Raw genomic sequence first — 14,286 nt, 5'->3', positions numbered from 1 at the left:
GCGCTCGAAGGCGCTCGCGCCGTCCTGCGGTGACGCGGTGTCGGTCGCAGCGGTAGACCGGTCGATCCCCGCGAGTGGTGGGGCCTACAGGCGCTTCAGTGCCGCCTGGAACGGGTCCAGGCCGAGCGCGCCGAGGTTCAGGGCGTCCGTGTGGAACTGCTTCAGGCTGAAGTCGGCTCCCTTGCGGGCCTTGTAGTCGTCGCGGGCCTGCAGCCAGATCCGCTCACCGACCTTGTAGGACGGAGCCTGCCCGGGCCAACCGAGGTAGCGGTTCAGTTCGAACCGCAGCATGTCCTCGTCCATCCGGCAGTGTCCACGCAGGAACTCCCAGGCGAGGTCGGTCGTCCAGCGCTCGCCCGGGTGGAAACCAAAGGGGTTGTCCTTCGGGATCTCGAGTTCCAGGTGCACGCCGATGTCGATGATGACGCGGGCGGCCCGGAAGCCCTGTCCGTCGAGCATGCCGAGCTTGTTGCCCGGGTCGGACAGGTAACCGAGGTCGTCCATGAGGCGCTCGGAGTAGAGCGCCCAACCCTCGCCGTGTCCCGAACACCACAGCATCTGGCGCTGGTAGCGGTTCAGCAGCTCGGAACGGTACGCCGTCTGTCCGATCTGGAGGTGGTGTCCGGGGACGCCCTCGTGGTAGACGGTCGTGACCTCGCGCCACGTCGAGAACTTGTCCTGGGTCGGGGGAACCGACCACCACATCCGGCCCGGACGAGAGAAGTCCTCGCTGGGTCCGGTGTAGTAGATCGCGCCGTCCGAGGTGGGCGCGATCATGCATTCGATGCGGCGCACCGCCTCCGGGATGTCGAAGTGCTTGTCCGCCATGTCGGCGACGGTGGAGTCGGCGAGCTGCTGCATCCAGTCGCGGAACTCCTCCTTCGTCGCGATGTTGCGCGCCGGGTCGGCGTCCAGCACCTCGATGGCCTCGTCGACGGTGGCACCGGGCTTGATCTGGCGAGCGACCTCGGCCATCTCGGACTCGATGCGGTGCAGCTCTTCCCAACCCCACGCGTAGGTCTCCTCGAGGTCGACCGCCGCACCGAGGAAGTAACGGGACGCGCGCTGGTACCGCTCGCGGCCGACCGCGTCCTTCTCCGGGGCATTCGCGGCCAGCTCGTCGCGCAGGAACGACGCGAAGTTCGCCGTCGCCTGTCGGGCCGCCGCCGCCCCCGCCTCGAGGCGCTTCGCCATGTCGCCGTCGACCGGCTTCCCGTCGATGGTGAGTCGGCCGACGAGGCCCGCCCAGAAGTCGTCGCCGGAGGCGCCGTTCCAGTTGTCGCAGTGCTTGGCGACCTCGTTCACCTGGCGCAGCGCGGCGACGCGGCCATCGGACGCGGCCTCCCGCAGCGTCTCCGCGTACTGCCCGAGGGCCTTCGGCACGGCGTGCAGACGCGCGGCGATGTTCTCCGCGTTCTCGGCGCCCTCGGTGCTCATCATGTCGAAGGTCTGGCGGACATTGTGGACGCCACTGGAGAGGACGTTCAGGCCGAGGAAGACGTCGCCCTCCTCGTACCGTTCGAGCGACAGACCGAGCCGCTCGGACATCCCCTCCTTGGCGACGCGTTCGCGCTCGTCCGTCGGTTCCACCGCGTTGATGGCGTCCAAGGTGCGCTTGGCGAGGGCCGCCTCGGCCGCTTCGCCGGCCGGCGACAGGTCGTCGAAACTGTCGTCCTTGCCGGGGACTCCCATGTAGGTCGACGTCATCGGGCTCATCGCGATGACATCGTCAACGTATGCGTCGGCTATCTGGTCGATCTGTCTCATGAGCGGCAGGGTACGGCATGGATCGGCCGCGCCGCATCATCGTAATCGGTCGACTTCGCCTCAGTCATTCACAGATATAGACCGGTGTTGTCCTCGTCGACTCGGGGAGCGGCGACCGCGTGGATGTCACGTTCTCGCAACAGGACGTAGCCCTTGCCGTGAAGATCCACTTCGGATCGATCGTCGGGGTCGAACAGGACGCGGTCGTCGACCTGGACCGATCGGACGAGCGGGCCGACCGCCACGGCCGTCGCCCAGGACAGCCGATGCCCGACGGAGGCCGTGGCCGGAATGACGATCCCGGAGGCGGAGCGCCGTTCGCCCTCGTTGTCGGCGCACACCAGCAGTCGGTCGTGCAGCAGACGGATGGGCAGGCCGGTCTCGGCGTCGAAGGCGGTCACGCGGACACACTACTCGCGGGCGTCCATGTTCCGGCAGGTGATGCCGCTGTGGTGAGGGCGATCGCCGCCGTTGTTCGAATTCGTCACCGAATGGTGACTCGTTGCGTCGGAACGGTTCCGGGCCGCGTCTCGGCGGACGTTCACCCCGACGACGATCGACGGACATCGAGACGTCACCGGCACACGCGACAGTGGACGGCGACCGCCACCCGTCGCGACGAGGGGCGTCCAGCCGGCGTGGGTACGGTGGTCACGATACGCGCAACCGACGAGACGGCGAGTTCATGAACGGTGACGAGCGGGGCGACGAGCGTACGCTCACACAGGCGGACGCGCCCGTGGAGTGGACGCCTGAGGACACAATGCCCGCAGAGCGGCGCGATCGCGCCGAGCGACGCCCGAAGCGCACCGACGATGAGGAGCCCCCGATGAGTCGCCTCACCCGCGCGGCCGCGAAGACCCGCCAGATCTGGATCGCGATGCGCACCAACCCCTATGTGGAGCGCGTCGAGCAGGCGCGCCGCCGCAATGAGGAACTGCCACCGCCACCACCGCCGCCCGAACCCCCGACCGCCGACGACGTCGCCGAACCCGACGACAGCGACGCCCCGACGGGCATCCCCCTCGGACTGCGGGTCGCCGCCGGTTGGGCCTGGCGCATGCTCGTCATCGCCGTGGCGCTCATCGGCATCCTGTACCTCGCCGACATGCTCGCCATCGTCGTCATCCCCGTCCTGATCTCCCTCCTCCTCGCCGCGATGCTGCAACCGATGGTCGCCGCGCTCGTCCGCGTCCGAGTGCCGCGCACGCTCGCGTCCGTCGTCGTCCTCGTCGGCGGCCTCGGCACCGTCGTCGGCGTTCTCACCTGGGTCATCAACCAGTTCATCGAGGGCGTCCCCGCACTCGTCTCGAACGTCCGCGAAGGCATCAGGACGATCCAGGAGTGGGCGCGCAACGGGCCGCTTCACCTGGAGCAGCGCCAGATCGACGACTTCTTCGCCCGCCTCACGCACTCCATCAACGACTGGCTCGCGTCCGACCCGTCGAGCGCGGCCGTCACCGCCGGCGAGACCCTCGGCGTCGCGATCAACATCCTCACCGGACTCTTCCTCGTCCTGTTCACGACGTTCTTCTTCATGCGGGACGGAAGGCGCATCTGGCTGTTCATCGTGCGGATGCTCCCCGCGAACGCGTACGAGCCGGTCGTTCGCGCGGGTGACGCGTCCTGGCGGTCGCTCGTGTCCTTCGTGCGCGCGACGATCCTCGTCGCCGTCATCGACGCGGTGGGCATCGGCGCGGGACTGATCATCTTCAACGTCCCGTTGGCGGTTCCATTGGCCGCCTTGGTGTTCCTCGGCGCGTTCGTCCCGATCATCGGGGCGACGGTGTCGGGAGCGGTCGCCGTCCTCGTCGCCCTCGTCGGCCACGACTGGGTGACCGCGCTGATCGTCCTCGGCATCGTCCTGGCCGTGCAGCAGCTGGAGGGCAACGTCCTACAGCCGCTGCTGATGGGTCGCGCCGTCAGCATCCACCCGCTCGCGGTCGTGCTCGCCGTCGGCGCGGGCGTCGTCCTGGCGAGTTTCATCGGCGCGCTCATCGCGGTGCCGATCGTCGCGGTCCTGAACGCCGGGATTCGGCAACTGCGGGCCGGTCCACCGATAGCGCCGACGCTCAACCCCGTTCCCATCGTCAAGGCGTTACCGAAACCCGTCCACAGTGCCACCGAGTCCATCGTGGAACGCTCGGGCGGTCGTCCCCGGCCGTCCGAGCTGTCGGACCGGGACGGTAGCGTCTGATCGGTGGACAATCCAACCGTCGGTCAGCTGCTGGACGCCGCCATCTCAGCCGTCCCCGGTGGACAGATACGGCCCGGCCAACAGCAGATGGCCGCCGCCATTGCCGAAGCGATCGAGTCGGGACACCACCTACTCGCCCAGGCCGGCACGGGAACCGGAAAGTCACTGGCGTACCTGACGGCGGCGCTCGTCGCCGACGGCCCCGTCGTCNNTCGACGGCGACACTCGCCCTCCAACACCAGCTCGTCGCCGTCGACCTGCCGCGCATGGTCGCGGCCGTCGCCCCCGTTCTCGGCCGCACCCCGACCTTCGCGGTGTTCAAAGGGCGCCACCACTACCTGTGCGCGGCGAAGATCGGAGCCGACGACGGCGACGACGGCCTTCTGTCCGATATGGAGGACGGATGGGTCGGGCAGCGGTCCCGGCTCGGCGCCGACATCGCCCGCGTCACCGACTGGGCCAACGACACCGACACCGGCGACCGCGACGACCTCGAACAGGGAGTGTCCGAAGCGGCCTGGCGGCAGGTCTCGACCTCCGCGCGAGACTGCGTCGGCGCGACGAACTGCCGGTGGGGCGCCGAATGCTTCGCCGAGGCCGCCCGAGGCCGCGCCCGCGAAGCCGACATCATCGTCACCAACCACGCGCTGCTGTCGATCGACCTGATGCACAACCGGTCGATCCTGCCCGACCACCGGCTCCTCATCGTCGACGAAGCGCACGAACTCGCCGACCGGGCGACCTCGGCCGCCCGCGCCGAACTCTCCGCGTCCGGGCTCGACCGGCTGTCCCGCCGCATCTCGACGGTCTGCGGTAAAGAAGTGTCCGGGCGACTCGCCGAGATCGCCGACGCCTTCGGAGCGGGCGTCGCGCACGCCCCCGACACGCGCCTCGTCGCGCTCCCCGCCGCCGTCGGGGAAGCCCTCACCCTCCTCGACGGCCTGTGCTCCGAGGCGATCGCCACGATCGGATCGGTCCCGTCCGACGCGCCCGACGCGATGGCTCGCAACCAGTCGAAGACGCAACTCAACGAAGTCCGCGAAACCGCGATCCGCTGCCTCGCCGACGCCGCCAGCGACGTCCGCTGGTGCGAGGGCGACGGGCGCGGACGCTCCCTCGTCGTCGCGCCGTTGTCGGTCGCCGGGCTCCTCGGCGAGGAACTGTTCAGCGAGCGGACCGTCGTCGCGACCTCCGCCACCCTCACCCTTGGCGGCGAGTTCACCTCCGTCGCCGCCTCGCTCGGTCTCCGCAAGGAGGACCAACTCGCCGAAGGGGAGACCGCCCGGTCCGGCTCCGGCGACGGGCCGCCGTGGCGCGGCATCGACGTCGGCTCCCCCTTCGAATACCGCAAACAGGGCATCCTCTACGTCGCCGCGCACCTGCCCCGGCCGACCGCCTCCGGGCTGTCCGACGCCGCCGCCGACGAACTCGTCCGCCTCGTCACCGCGATCGGCGGACGCACCCTCGGGCTGTTCTCCTCCCGCCGCGCCGCCGACACCGCCGCCGAGATCCTCCGAGACCGGACCGACCTGCCGATCCTGCTGCAAGGCGACGAGACCCTCCCCATCCTCGTGAAGAAGTTCAAGGAGGACCCGGCGACGTGCCTCCTCGGCGTCATGTCGCTGTGGCAGGGCGTCGACGTGCCCGGCGACGCGTGCCAGCTCGTCGTCATCGACCGGCTGCCGTTCCCCCGGCCCGACGAACCGCTCTCCCAAGCGCGATCCGCCGCCGCCGACGAAGCGGGCGGCTCCGGTTTCGCCGCCGTCAGCGTTCCCCACGCCGCGATCCGCCTCGCCCAAGGCGTAGGCCGACTCATCCGCACCAGCGACGATCGAGGGGTCGCCGCCGTCCTCGATCCCCGGCTCCAGACCGCCCGCTCCTACGGGCCCTTCCTGCGCAAGACCCTCCCACCACTGTGGTACACCACCGACTCCGAGAAGGTCACGGCCGCGCTGGGCAGGCTCGGCGCGCCCTGAGCAGGAGGTCGAGAACCCGTCGCACGAACGGACGTTCGGCGGCGAACGACGGCGACGGAATGCGTCGCGTCACGTCGAGGGAATCGTCGCTTCCCGCCCCTGTGCGACTCGCCGGGGCCTTCGGCGCGGCTCCCGGGTGCGGCCGGTTCCGCGCCGAGACCCCCACGCGAGAAAGGCTCGCCCGCAACGGAACCACCGCAGGTGAAGGGTGATCGCGACAACCATCAATGTGTCATTACCCACGGGCTGCGACGGCGGCGCGCCTGAGCGCGGGGCGCACGGTCGAGAAGGGCGTTCCCGTCAATGTATCGTGAACGCCGACATTGCCACTTCCGGTGATGCCCATCGATGTTGTGCTCACGAGGTGCCAGGTGCGGTTTTCTTTGCGTCCGCAAGACGACACGTTCTATCAGTTCTTCAAAGACGCGGCGAGCAATATCGTCAAAGGGACCGCGATCCTCGCGGAACTGGCAGAACCCGACGTCGACGTCCAATCCGTCTCGGAGCGGCTCGCGGAGGTCGAACACGACACCGACGAGATCACCCACGAGCTGTACAACAAGATCAACTCGACGTTCGTCACTCCGCTCGACCGCGAGGACATGTACGCGTTGGGCTCCCAGCTCGACGACGTCATGGACTACATCGAGGCCGCGGGGAACCTCGTCTACCTGTACGGCCTGTCCGAGCTGCCTTCGCCGCCCCGCGAAATGCTCGAACTGATCAACGTCCTCACCGCGCAGGCGCAGATCACCGTCGAGGCGATGAGCAAACTCAAGGGCATGGACTCGACCCTGCGCGACTACTGGATCGAGTGCAACCGTCTCGAGAACGACGGCGACCGCGCGTACCGCATGCTGCTGGTCCGGCTGTTCTCCGGCGAGTACGAGGCCCTCACGGTCCTCAAACTGAAGGAAGTCGCCGACGAGTTGGAAAAGGCATGTGACGCGTTCGAGCACATCGCCCACACCGTCGAGACCATCACGGTGAAGGAATCTTAAGTGGACGCCATGTTGATTGGCGTCATCGCCGTCATCCTCACGGCGATGGTCTTCGACTACACCAACGGTTTCCACGACGCCGCCAACGCCATCGCCACCTCCGTGTCCACGCGGGCGTTGACCCCTCGGTCCGCGTTGGCACTCGCGGCGGTCGGCAACTTCGTCGGAGCGCACCTCGGCGCCAAAGTCGCCGCGACCGTCGGTACCGGACTCGTCACCATTCCTCAGGAACGCGTCGGCCTGGCGGTCGTCCTCGCCGGTGTCATCGGCGCCATCACCTGGAACCTCGTCACGTGGTGGTTCGGCCTGCCCTCGTCCTCCTCACACGCCCTGTTCGGCGGACTCGTCGGCGCCACCCTCGTCGCCGGCTTCGACGTCCTCTGGGGCGGCATCATCGAGAAGGTCATCATCCCGATGATCGTGTCGCCCGTCGTCGGCGTCATCCTCGGCTTCGGCGTCATGATCGCGCTCCTGTGGATCTTCCGCAACGGCAACCCCCGTCGCCTCAACAAGGGCTTCAAGGTCGCCCAGTCGGTGTCCGCCGCCGGAATGGCCGTCGGTCACGGCATGCAGGACGCGGCCAAGACTATGGGCATCGTCGTCCTCGCCCTTTACATCGGCGGCTTCCAGGACAACGCCGAACACATCCCCGAGTGGGTGTTCATCTCCTCGGCGACCGTCCTCGCCCTCGGCACCTACGCCGGTGGCTGGCGCATCATCAAGACCCTCGGCCGCCGCGTCATCGACCTCGGCCCGCCCGAAGGCTTCGCCGCCGAGACCGTCGCCTCCGGGGTGCTCTACACCAACGCGCTCGTCTTCGGAGCCCCCATCTCCACCACCCACACGATCACCTCCGCGATCATGGGCGTCGGAGCGACGAAGGGCCTCGCCGCCGTCCGCTGGGGCGTCGCCGGGAACATCGTCGTCGCCTGGATCCTCACGTTCCCCGCCGCCGCGCTCGTCGCGTCCGGTGTCTACTACCTGGTCCGCCCCCTGTTCATGTGACCCCTCCGGCGGACTGAAGACTCGTTAAGGTCCGCTCGGTAGGGTGAACGCGTGGACGCATACCTCATCGACGCCGTACGAACACCGTTCGGCCGCCACGGCGGCGGCCTCTCGCACATCCGCACCGACGACCTCGCCGCGCTTCCGATGGCGGAGCTGCTGCGTCGCAACCCCGACCTCGACCCGGCGACCGTCGACGACGTCGTCCTCGGCGACACCAACGGCGCCGGCGAGGACAACCGCAACGTCGCGCGGATGGCGGCGCTGCTGGCCGGCCTGCCCGTGACGGTTCCCGGCGTGACCGTGAACCGGTTGTGCGCCTCCGGCGCCGAGGCGATCATCCAGGCCGGGCGCATGATCGCCACCGGAGACGCCGACACCGTGATCGCGGGCGGCGTCGAGTCGATGAGCCGCGCGCCCTTCGTGGTCCCCAGGCCCGACAAGGCCTTCCCCCGCGAGCTGGGGGCCGTCGGAACCCAGGTCGGCTGGCGTCTCGTCAACCCGAAGTTCCCCGCCGAGTGGGTCGAGTCCCTGGGCGCCTGCGCCGAGAACATCGCCGCCGAGCTCGGGATCGACCGGGAGGCCCAGGACCGTTGGGCGGTCCGCTCGCACACACGCGCCGAGGCCGCGTGGAACGACGGCGCCTTCGACTCGACCGTCATGGCGGTCGAGGAGCTCACGCGTGACGAGTGCGTCCGCCCCGGAACGACGGCGAAACGGCTCGCCGAGCTGAAGTCCGCGTTCAGCGCCGGTGGCGCCGTGACCGCCGGGAACGCCTCACCGATCTCGGACGGCGCCGCCGCCGTCCTCGTCTCGTCGCGACGTCCGGACGGCCCGGCCGCGCGCGTCGTCGGATCCGCCACGGTGGGCGTCGCGCCGGAACGCTTCGCGGTCGCGCCCGTCGACGCGATCCGCAAGGTCCTGTCCCGCACCGGCATCGGCTTCGCCGACGTCGACGAGTGGGAGATCAACGAGGCCTTCGCCGCGATGGTGCTGTCGTGCCTGAGCCTGCTGCCGGAGATCGACACCGAAAAGGTGAATGTCAACGGAGGCGCGATCGCTTTCGGTCATCCGCTCGGAGCGTCCGCTCCACGCACTATCATCGACCTGTGTGAACGGTTGCGCGCCCGCGGAGGCGGGGTCGGGGTGGCCGCGGCCTGTATCGGGGTGGGACAGGGGATTGCGGTGGTGGTGAAAGTTGATTGACACGAATCCGATCTTTCGGATGTTGCCTCAACAGTTCGCGGAGCGCGCGTCGCGGTTCCACACCGACGGCGGCGAGGCGGTCGAACCGCGCAAGGCCGCGACGGTCGTCCTCCTGAGGGACCTGCCGCACACGGCGAACATGCCGGGCGGCCTTGAGCTGTACCTCGTCAGGCGAGCCCCGTCGATGGTCTTCGCGGGCGGGCTCTACGCGTTCCCCGGCGGTCGTATGGACGACCAGGACATCGACGTCGCGTCGACGGCGGTCCGGGAGTTCCAGGAGGAGACGGGCGTGCTCCTGACCGAGCTGCACGCGTGGAGTCGCTGGATCACGCCCGAGTTCGAGCCGCGCCGGTACGACACGTGGTTCTACGTCGCGCGGCAGCCCGACGGCAAGATTCCCGCCGACGTCGGGGGAGAGGCCGACTGGTCGGGTTGGGTCTCGCCGAAGGACGCGCTGGCGAAGCACGGCGAGGCGATGCTCCCGCCGACCGCGGTCACCATCCACGAACTGGCCCAGCACATGACGGTCGACAGCGTGCTCGCCACGGCCGAGGGCCGGGATCTGTCGCCGATTCGGCCCGCGTTCGTGCCGGACGGCGCGGGAGGCGGGCATCTGGCGTTGCCGGGCGATGACGACTATCCGGTGGTCGAGCAGGAGACACAGGCCTGAACGACGAAAAGGGCGACATCCGAGTGGATGGCGCCCTCTTCGTTCGTATGTGGGTCGTGATCAGCGGTTCGGGGTGACGGTCGCCCGAGCCGGCGTGATCACCTTTTCCTCGCCGCACAACACGGTCACGTTCACCTCGACGCGCCCGTCGTCGAGCAGTTTGCGGACGGTGCCGATCACGTCGATCGTCGCCTTCCCGGGCTCGGCGGGCACGACGACAGGCTTCGCGAAGCGCGCCGTCAATTCGCCGACTCGTTCGGGCCCGCCCGCCCATTCGGCGACGGCGCGGGCCGCGAGTCCCATCGTGAGCATCCCGTGAGCGATGACCCCCGGTAGGCCGGCGGCGCCGGCGGCGGCGTCGTCCTGGTGGATCGGGTTCTGGTCGCCCGACGCGTTGGCGTAGGCGATCAGGTCACCACGACCGATGTCGAAGGATCGACGGAACAGTTCGTCGCCCTGGTTCACGCTTTCGCCTCCCCCGCCACGAACAGGACGGTCGTGACCGTCGCGACGGCCTCACCGTCCACTGTTGAGACATCGGTGACCAGGGTCAGGAGGTCGTTCCCGGCGACGGTCTTGATGCTGTCGACGATGACCTGCGCCTGGAGACAGTCGCCGACCCGCACCGGGCGCGCGAACGCGAAGCGCTGCTCACGGTGCAGGACCCTGGAGAAGTCCAGACCGAAATCCGGGTCATCGATCAGGACATCGGCAGCCGGCAACGTCAATGAGATGAGAAACGTCGCGGGTACCGAACCTGGATGAACCGGTTCGGGGTCGCCCAAGGCGGCGGCGAAGGACGCCACCGCGTCACGGGTCACCTCCGTCGGTGCCGTCGGCGTGAGCCGACGACCGACATAGGCGAGGTTGAGCACGTGACTAGCGGGTTTCGCGGTGCGCGGTGTGCGTGTTGCAGCGCGGGCAGAACTTCTTGAGTTCCATCCGGTCGGGATCGTTCCGCCGGTTCTTCTTCGTGATGTAGTTGCGCTCTTTGCACTCCACGCACGCCATCGTGATCTTCGGACGGACGTCGGTAGCCTTGGCCACGGCGGCGCGCCTCCCTCTAAGCGGGTCTTACTGACAAAACGGACTGGTCAAGGCTAGCGAGCTAGTTACTCAACACAAAACCGGAAGCCTGTGGCCTCCGGCTCACCAACGGGGCACCCGTCGGTAGAACAACCGACTCAGGTTACCCGATCAACTCGGTACCGCCGCGAGCTGGGTGACGGGGCGACCCCTGACTCCCCGCCGAACGTCCTTCTCGGGGCCTCGTCATCGCCGCGTCGGGGGCGTCCGTGTAATGGGGGAAACCCCGTCGCGCGCGACATTCGGGGCCGTGTACTCTTACCCAGGCGCGTTCAAAGCAACACGAACGCACGCCCCTTTAGCTCAGTCGGCAGAGCGTCTCCATGGTAAGGAGAAGGTCTACGGTTCGATTCCGTAAAGGGGCTCTGAGGTCGGCGACGCCTATGGTGATCCGATCCTGTACGGCGGTGTAGCTCAGCTGGCAGAGCAAACGACTCATAATCGTTGTGTCGCCGGTTCAAGTCCGGCCATCGCTACTTTTAAGGCACGTATCCCCAGGCCAGGGGGTAGGTGTCTTTTACTTTGTTCGGGCGCGGCGGATGCAACCTCTCGGCGCGACCGGCGGCGAGCGCGGGCTTGACTTCGCGACTGCGCCAGTTCGCCATTCGGATCGGGCCGCGGCGACCGGTCGTGAACGGATGCTCATTCTCGTCGCATCCCGCGATGAGTTCGGCCAACTCGCCTGGAAGAGATGACGTGCCCGGGCGGCTCGCAGTCGACCGAAATGATCCGCAGGGCACTCCCGGTCACAGTTCGCTGGTCACCACTGCTTTGCCGGTCTCGGCGTCGAAAGGCACCGAGGCGTGTTCGTGGACGATCTTCCAGCCGTCGTCGCGCTTGCGTAGACAACTGGTCGCGCGCACCCACATGTCGACCTCCGTGCCGTCGAGCATGGTGCCGCTGATGCGGACCAGGAAGTGACAGAAGGCGAGGTCGTCGCCTGCGGTGATCTCCAGGTCGCGGATTTCGTGGCCGATGCCGGTGCGGTACGCCGCGAGCCACTGCTGCTTTCGCGCGTTCGTCTCTGCGCCACGATGGACGAAGGGGGCGACGGCATCGAACACCACGATGGCGCCGTCGTTCGCGGCGGCCAGTGCGGCGGCGTCCTTATCGGCGATTGCTCGGGTACGGGCATCGAACAACTCGCGGATTTCGGACTCGGCGTTCGAGCCGTTCGTTGTGCGCGCGGCGGACATGATGAATCTCCCTTGATGCGTCGTGCGGAAAGAGGTCGTCAGGACCGGCCGAGTTCGCGACCCAACGCGTCCAGCCAGTCGCCCGTGCCCTGTTCGCGCCACTCGGGCTGTTCCTGATCGTCGAGGAAGGTGCCCTGTTCGGTGAGCACCAGCCGCGTGCCGGTGCCGTCGAGGACGAGTTCCACAGTGGTGACCGACACCGTCGCGAGCACGCCTCGGCCGTAGAGCGCGGTGGTGTAGACGATGCGCTCGTCGGTGACGATGTCGTGGTAGACCGATTCGGCGATGATGTCCGCCCCGTCGTCGGTGCGGCCGCGGATGGCCTCGGCGCCGCCGACACGGAAGTCGAGGGTGTAGTCGGCGTCGTCGGCGGCGAACCACTTCGCCTTCGTGTCGCGATGCGCCCATGCCGCGAACACCTGCGTACGGGAGGCGGAGTAGGTGCGCTCCAAAGTGAACGTGCTGTGTTTCGCCGAGTGCTCGGTCATGATCTTGGCTCCTTGGGTGCGTCGGTAGCGTGGTCGGCCGCGTTCTCGCTGAGGACGTCGCCGAGGCGGTCGAGGCGATGCTCCCACGTTGTTCGCTGCAGGCGCAGCCACTCTTCGGCGCGCCGTAGGCCGGATGGATCGATCTGGCAGGTGCGGACGCGTCCGGCCTTTTCCGACCGAACCAGCTCGCTGGCCTGCAGCACTTTCAGGTGCTGAACCGTGGCCGCGACGGTCACGCCGAGGAGGCGCGCCAGCTCGCTCACCGCGGCCGGGCCACGGGTCAGGCGCTCGATGATCGCCCGCCGATTCGCATCGGCGAGGGCATGGAACACCTGATCCGCGTCTCTCGGCACATGGTTAAGCATGCACTTAACCATAGGGGCAACTCCGTGGAAAGTAAAGTCTTCACTTAAGCTTTTGCTTCTCAATCCCAGGTGTCCTGTCGCATGGATCATGAACTGGTCCAACGGTCCACAATGGCTGACAGGGCCTGGTCCATTCCATTCGCCTGGTGCCGAACTCGCCTTTGTACAACGTGGCGTCACCGGTTCGAGTCCCGTCATCGCCGTCTCGGGCGGGTCGATCGTTTCCGGGAGATTCCGAGACTCCTAGTGTCTTCCCAGCTCACGCCGAGGTTTTTCGCGGTGTCGCCGCATAACTTGTCGTCAGTGCTATCGAGACGATGGAGGGCTCATGCGCGACAGAGACGGTGGACGACGAAGCGTCCGGAAGTTCGAAGGACGATCATTGCCCCGCCCCGATGAGGAACTGGTCGACCAGGGACTCGCCTTTGACGTCGGGACGGTGCTGAATCGGCGGGGGATGTTGGCGATGCTCGGTCTGGGCGCCGTCGGCGGTGTTCTCGCCGCGTGCGGGGCCGGCTCGGACGGTTCGTCGCCGAGCCCGAGCCCGAGCTCGAGTTCGGCGCTGGGGGAGATTCCCGACGAGACCGCCGGACCGTACCCGGGGGACGGATCCAACGGACCGAACGTCCTCTCCGAGAGCGGCATCGTCCGCAGCGACATCAGGTCGAGTTTCGGCGACGCGGACGGTACGGCCGCGGGCGTCCCGATGACGCTGGAGCTCGTCGTCCGGGACCTCGCCAACGACGGCGCGCCGTTCGAAGGCGTCGCGGTGTACGTCTGGCACTGCACCCGGGAGGGCGGCTACTCGCTCTACTCGGAGGGCATTACGGACCAGAACTACCTGCGTGGGGTGCAGATCGCGGACGCCGCGGGCAAGGTTCGGTTCACGAGCGTCTTCCCCGCCTGTTACAGCGGTCGTTGGCCGCACATCCACTTCGAGGTCTACCCCGATCAGGCGGACCTCACCGATTCGACGAAGACCATCGCGACCTCCCAGGTGGCGCTGCCGAAGGACGTGTGCGACACGGTTTATGAGCAGCCCGGCTACGAGCAGTCGATCCGCAACCTGGCACAGATCACTTTGGATGGTGACAACGTCTTCGGTGATGACGGCGCCGCGGAGCAGTTGGCGACGGTGCAGGGCGACGTCGACAGCGGTTACGCGGTCTCGCTCGTCGTCGGCGTCGACACCCGGACGGAACCGGCGGGCGGTGGCGACGGCGGTCCCGGCCCCGGTGACGGCGGGCCGGGAGACGGAGGCCCGGGCGGGCCGCCTCCGGACGGCGGTTCGACGTCCTGATGGAGACGGCGCGGACGGCGCGGGACCGA

Annotated in this window: 15 protein-coding genes, 2 tRNA genes and 1 pseudogene; 10 read left to right on the top strand and 8 right to left on the bottom strand. The window is 68.1% G+C overall.

The features are described from left to right. Nucleotides 1-84: 84 nt before the first annotated feature. Together ACM9NP_RS21600 and ACM9NP_RS21595 are read right to left on the bottom strand one after the other, a co-directional pair. Nucleotides 85-1,767, bottom strand: a complete 1,683-nt coding sequence (locus ACM9NP_RS21600; protein WP_415648586.1) for a DUF885 domain-containing protein — start codon at nucleotides 1,765-1,767, stop codon at nucleotides 85-87. Between the two features lie 68 nt (nucleotides 1,768-1,835). Further along, nucleotides 1,836-2,168, bottom strand: coding sequence for a GroES family chaperonin (locus ACM9NP_RS21595; RefSeq protein WP_415648585.1), 333 nt, complete (start codon nucleotides 2,166-2,168; stop codon nucleotides 1,836-1,838). Nucleotides 2,169-2,452: 284 nt separating this feature from the next. On the opposite strand from ACM9NP_RS21595, the gene ACM9NP_RS21590 reads away from it, so the two are divergent. From ACM9NP_RS21590 to ACM9NP_RS21560, 7 genes and pseudogenes are all read left to right on the top strand, one after another. Next, on the top strand, nucleotides 2,453-3,964 hold the full coding sequence (locus ACM9NP_RS21590; protein ID WP_415648584.1) for an AI-2E family transporter: 1,512 nt from the start codon (nucleotides 2,453-2,455) through the stop codon (nucleotides 3,962-3,964). Nucleotides 3,965-3,967: 3 nt separating this feature from the next. Continuing rightward, nucleotides 3,968-4,174: pseudogene (locus ACM9NP_RS21585) on the top strand (DEAD/DEAH box helicase); the annotation flags it as partial. Between the two features lie 2 nt (nucleotides 4,175-4,176). Next, nucleotides 4,177-5,940: ATP-dependent DNA helicase (locus ACM9NP_RS21580; RefSeq protein WP_415648583.1), on the top strand; the 1,764-nt coding region annotated here is incomplete at its 5' end. Nucleotides 5,941-6,311: 371 nt separating this feature from the next. Further along, complete coding sequence (locus ACM9NP_RS21575; RefSeq protein WP_415648582.1) at nucleotides 6,312-6,941, top strand: DUF47 domain-containing protein; 630 nt, start codon at nucleotides 6,312-6,314, stop codon at nucleotides 6,939-6,941. 9 nt (nucleotides 6,942-6,950) lie between these two features. Further along, entirely contained in the window at nucleotides 6,951-7,946 is a 996-nt protein-coding gene (locus ACM9NP_RS21570; protein ID WP_415648588.1) for an inorganic phosphate transporter, read from the top strand. Between the two features lie 51 nt (nucleotides 7,947-7,997). Then, nucleotides 7,998-9,152, top strand: a complete 1,155-nt coding sequence (locus ACM9NP_RS21565; protein WP_415648581.1) for a thiolase family protein — start codon at nucleotides 7,998-8,000, stop codon at nucleotides 9,150-9,152. A 19-nt stretch (nucleotides 9,153-9,171) separates the two neighbouring features. After that, nucleotides 9,172-9,822: an NUDIX hydrolase gene (locus ACM9NP_RS21560; RefSeq protein WP_415648580.1), complete on the top strand. Its 651-nt coding sequence runs from the start codon at nucleotides 9,172-9,174 to the stop codon at nucleotides 9,820-9,822. A gap of 60 nt (nucleotides 9,823-9,882) precedes the next feature. On the opposite strand, the gene ACM9NP_RS21555 is transcribed toward ACM9NP_RS21560, so the two are convergent. From ACM9NP_RS21555 to rpmG, 3 genes are read right to left on the bottom strand one after another with little or no spacing between them, the layout of a single operon-like run. Then, on the bottom strand, nucleotides 9,883-10,287 hold the full coding sequence (locus tag ACM9NP_RS21555; RefSeq protein WP_415648579.1) for a MaoC/PaaZ C-terminal domain-containing protein: 405 nt from the start codon (nucleotides 10,285-10,287) through the stop codon (nucleotides 9,883-9,885). Then, nucleotides 10,284-10,697 carry an FAS1-like dehydratase domain-containing protein gene (locus tag ACM9NP_RS21550; protein WP_415648578.1) on the bottom strand — a complete coding sequence of 138 codons (414 nt, stop codon included), beginning with the start codon at nucleotides 10,695-10,697 and terminating at the stop codon, nucleotides 10,284-10,286. The genes ACM9NP_RS21555 and ACM9NP_RS21550 overlap by 4 nt, the downstream gene beginning before the upstream one ends. Before the next feature lie 4 nt (nucleotides 10,698-10,701). Next, nucleotides 10,702-10,869 (bottom strand): 50S ribosomal protein L33, encoded by a 168-nt coding sequence (rpmG, locus tag ACM9NP_RS21545; RefSeq protein WP_415648577.1) that lies wholly within the window; start codon nucleotides 10,867-10,869, stop codon nucleotides 10,702-10,704. 331 nt (nucleotides 10,870-11,200) lie between these two features. On the opposite strand from rpmG, the gene ACM9NP_RS21540 reads away from it, so the two are divergent. Both ACM9NP_RS21540 and ACM9NP_RS21535 read left to right on the top strand, forming a co-directional pair. Continuing rightward, a tRNA-Thr gene (locus tag ACM9NP_RS21540) sits at nucleotides 11,201-11,273 on the top strand. A gap of 38 nt (nucleotides 11,274-11,311) precedes the next feature. Continuing rightward, nucleotides 11,312-11,384, top strand: a tRNA-Met gene (locus ACM9NP_RS21535). A gap of 270 nt (nucleotides 11,385-11,654) precedes the next feature. Here the strand turns inward: ACM9NP_RS21535 and ACM9NP_RS21530 are convergent. Genes ACM9NP_RS21530 through ACM9NP_RS21520 form a run of 3 tightly spaced genes read right to left on the bottom strand, consistent with a single transcriptional unit; the run spans nucleotide 11,655 to nucleotide 12,957 of the window. Further along, the gene (locus ACM9NP_RS21530; protein ID WP_415648576.1) at nucleotides 11,655-12,104 is read right to left on the bottom strand and encodes a YybH family protein; all 450 of its coding nucleotides are present in this window, start codon (nucleotides 12,102-12,104) and stop codon (nucleotides 11,655-11,657) included. A 38-nt stretch (nucleotides 12,105-12,142) separates the two neighbouring features. Continuing rightward, on the bottom strand, nucleotides 12,143-12,592 hold the full coding sequence (locus tag ACM9NP_RS21525) for an SRPBCC family protein (RefSeq protein ID WP_415648575.1): 450 nt from the start codon (nucleotides 12,590-12,592) through the stop codon (nucleotides 12,143-12,145). After that, nucleotides 12,589-12,957, bottom strand: coding sequence for an ArsR/SmtB family transcription factor (locus tag ACM9NP_RS21520; protein ID WP_415648574.1), 369 nt, complete (start codon nucleotides 12,955-12,957; stop codon nucleotides 12,589-12,591). Before ACM9NP_RS21520 ends, ACM9NP_RS21525 begins: the two co-directional genes overlap by 4 nt. A gap of 328 nt (nucleotides 12,958-13,285) precedes the next feature. Here ACM9NP_RS21520 and ACM9NP_RS21515 point away from each other — a divergent pair, with 328 nt between their 5' ends. After that, nucleotides 13,286-14,257 carry an intradiol ring-cleavage dioxygenase gene (locus tag ACM9NP_RS21515; protein WP_415648573.1) on the top strand — a complete coding sequence of 324 codons (972 nt, stop codon included), beginning with the start codon at nucleotides 13,286-13,288 and terminating at the stop codon, nucleotides 14,255-14,257. The last annotated feature ends 29 nt before the right edge of the window (nucleotides 14,258-14,286 follow it).

This window comes from Stackebrandtia soli (assembly GCF_965137155.1).
Lineage (GTDB): Bacteria > Actinomycetota > Actinomycetes > Mycobacteriales > Micromonosporaceae > Stackebrandtia > Stackebrandtia soli.
Note: the sequence above shows the minus strand (reverse complement) of the source record. Positions and strands in the feature narration are given on the sequence as shown.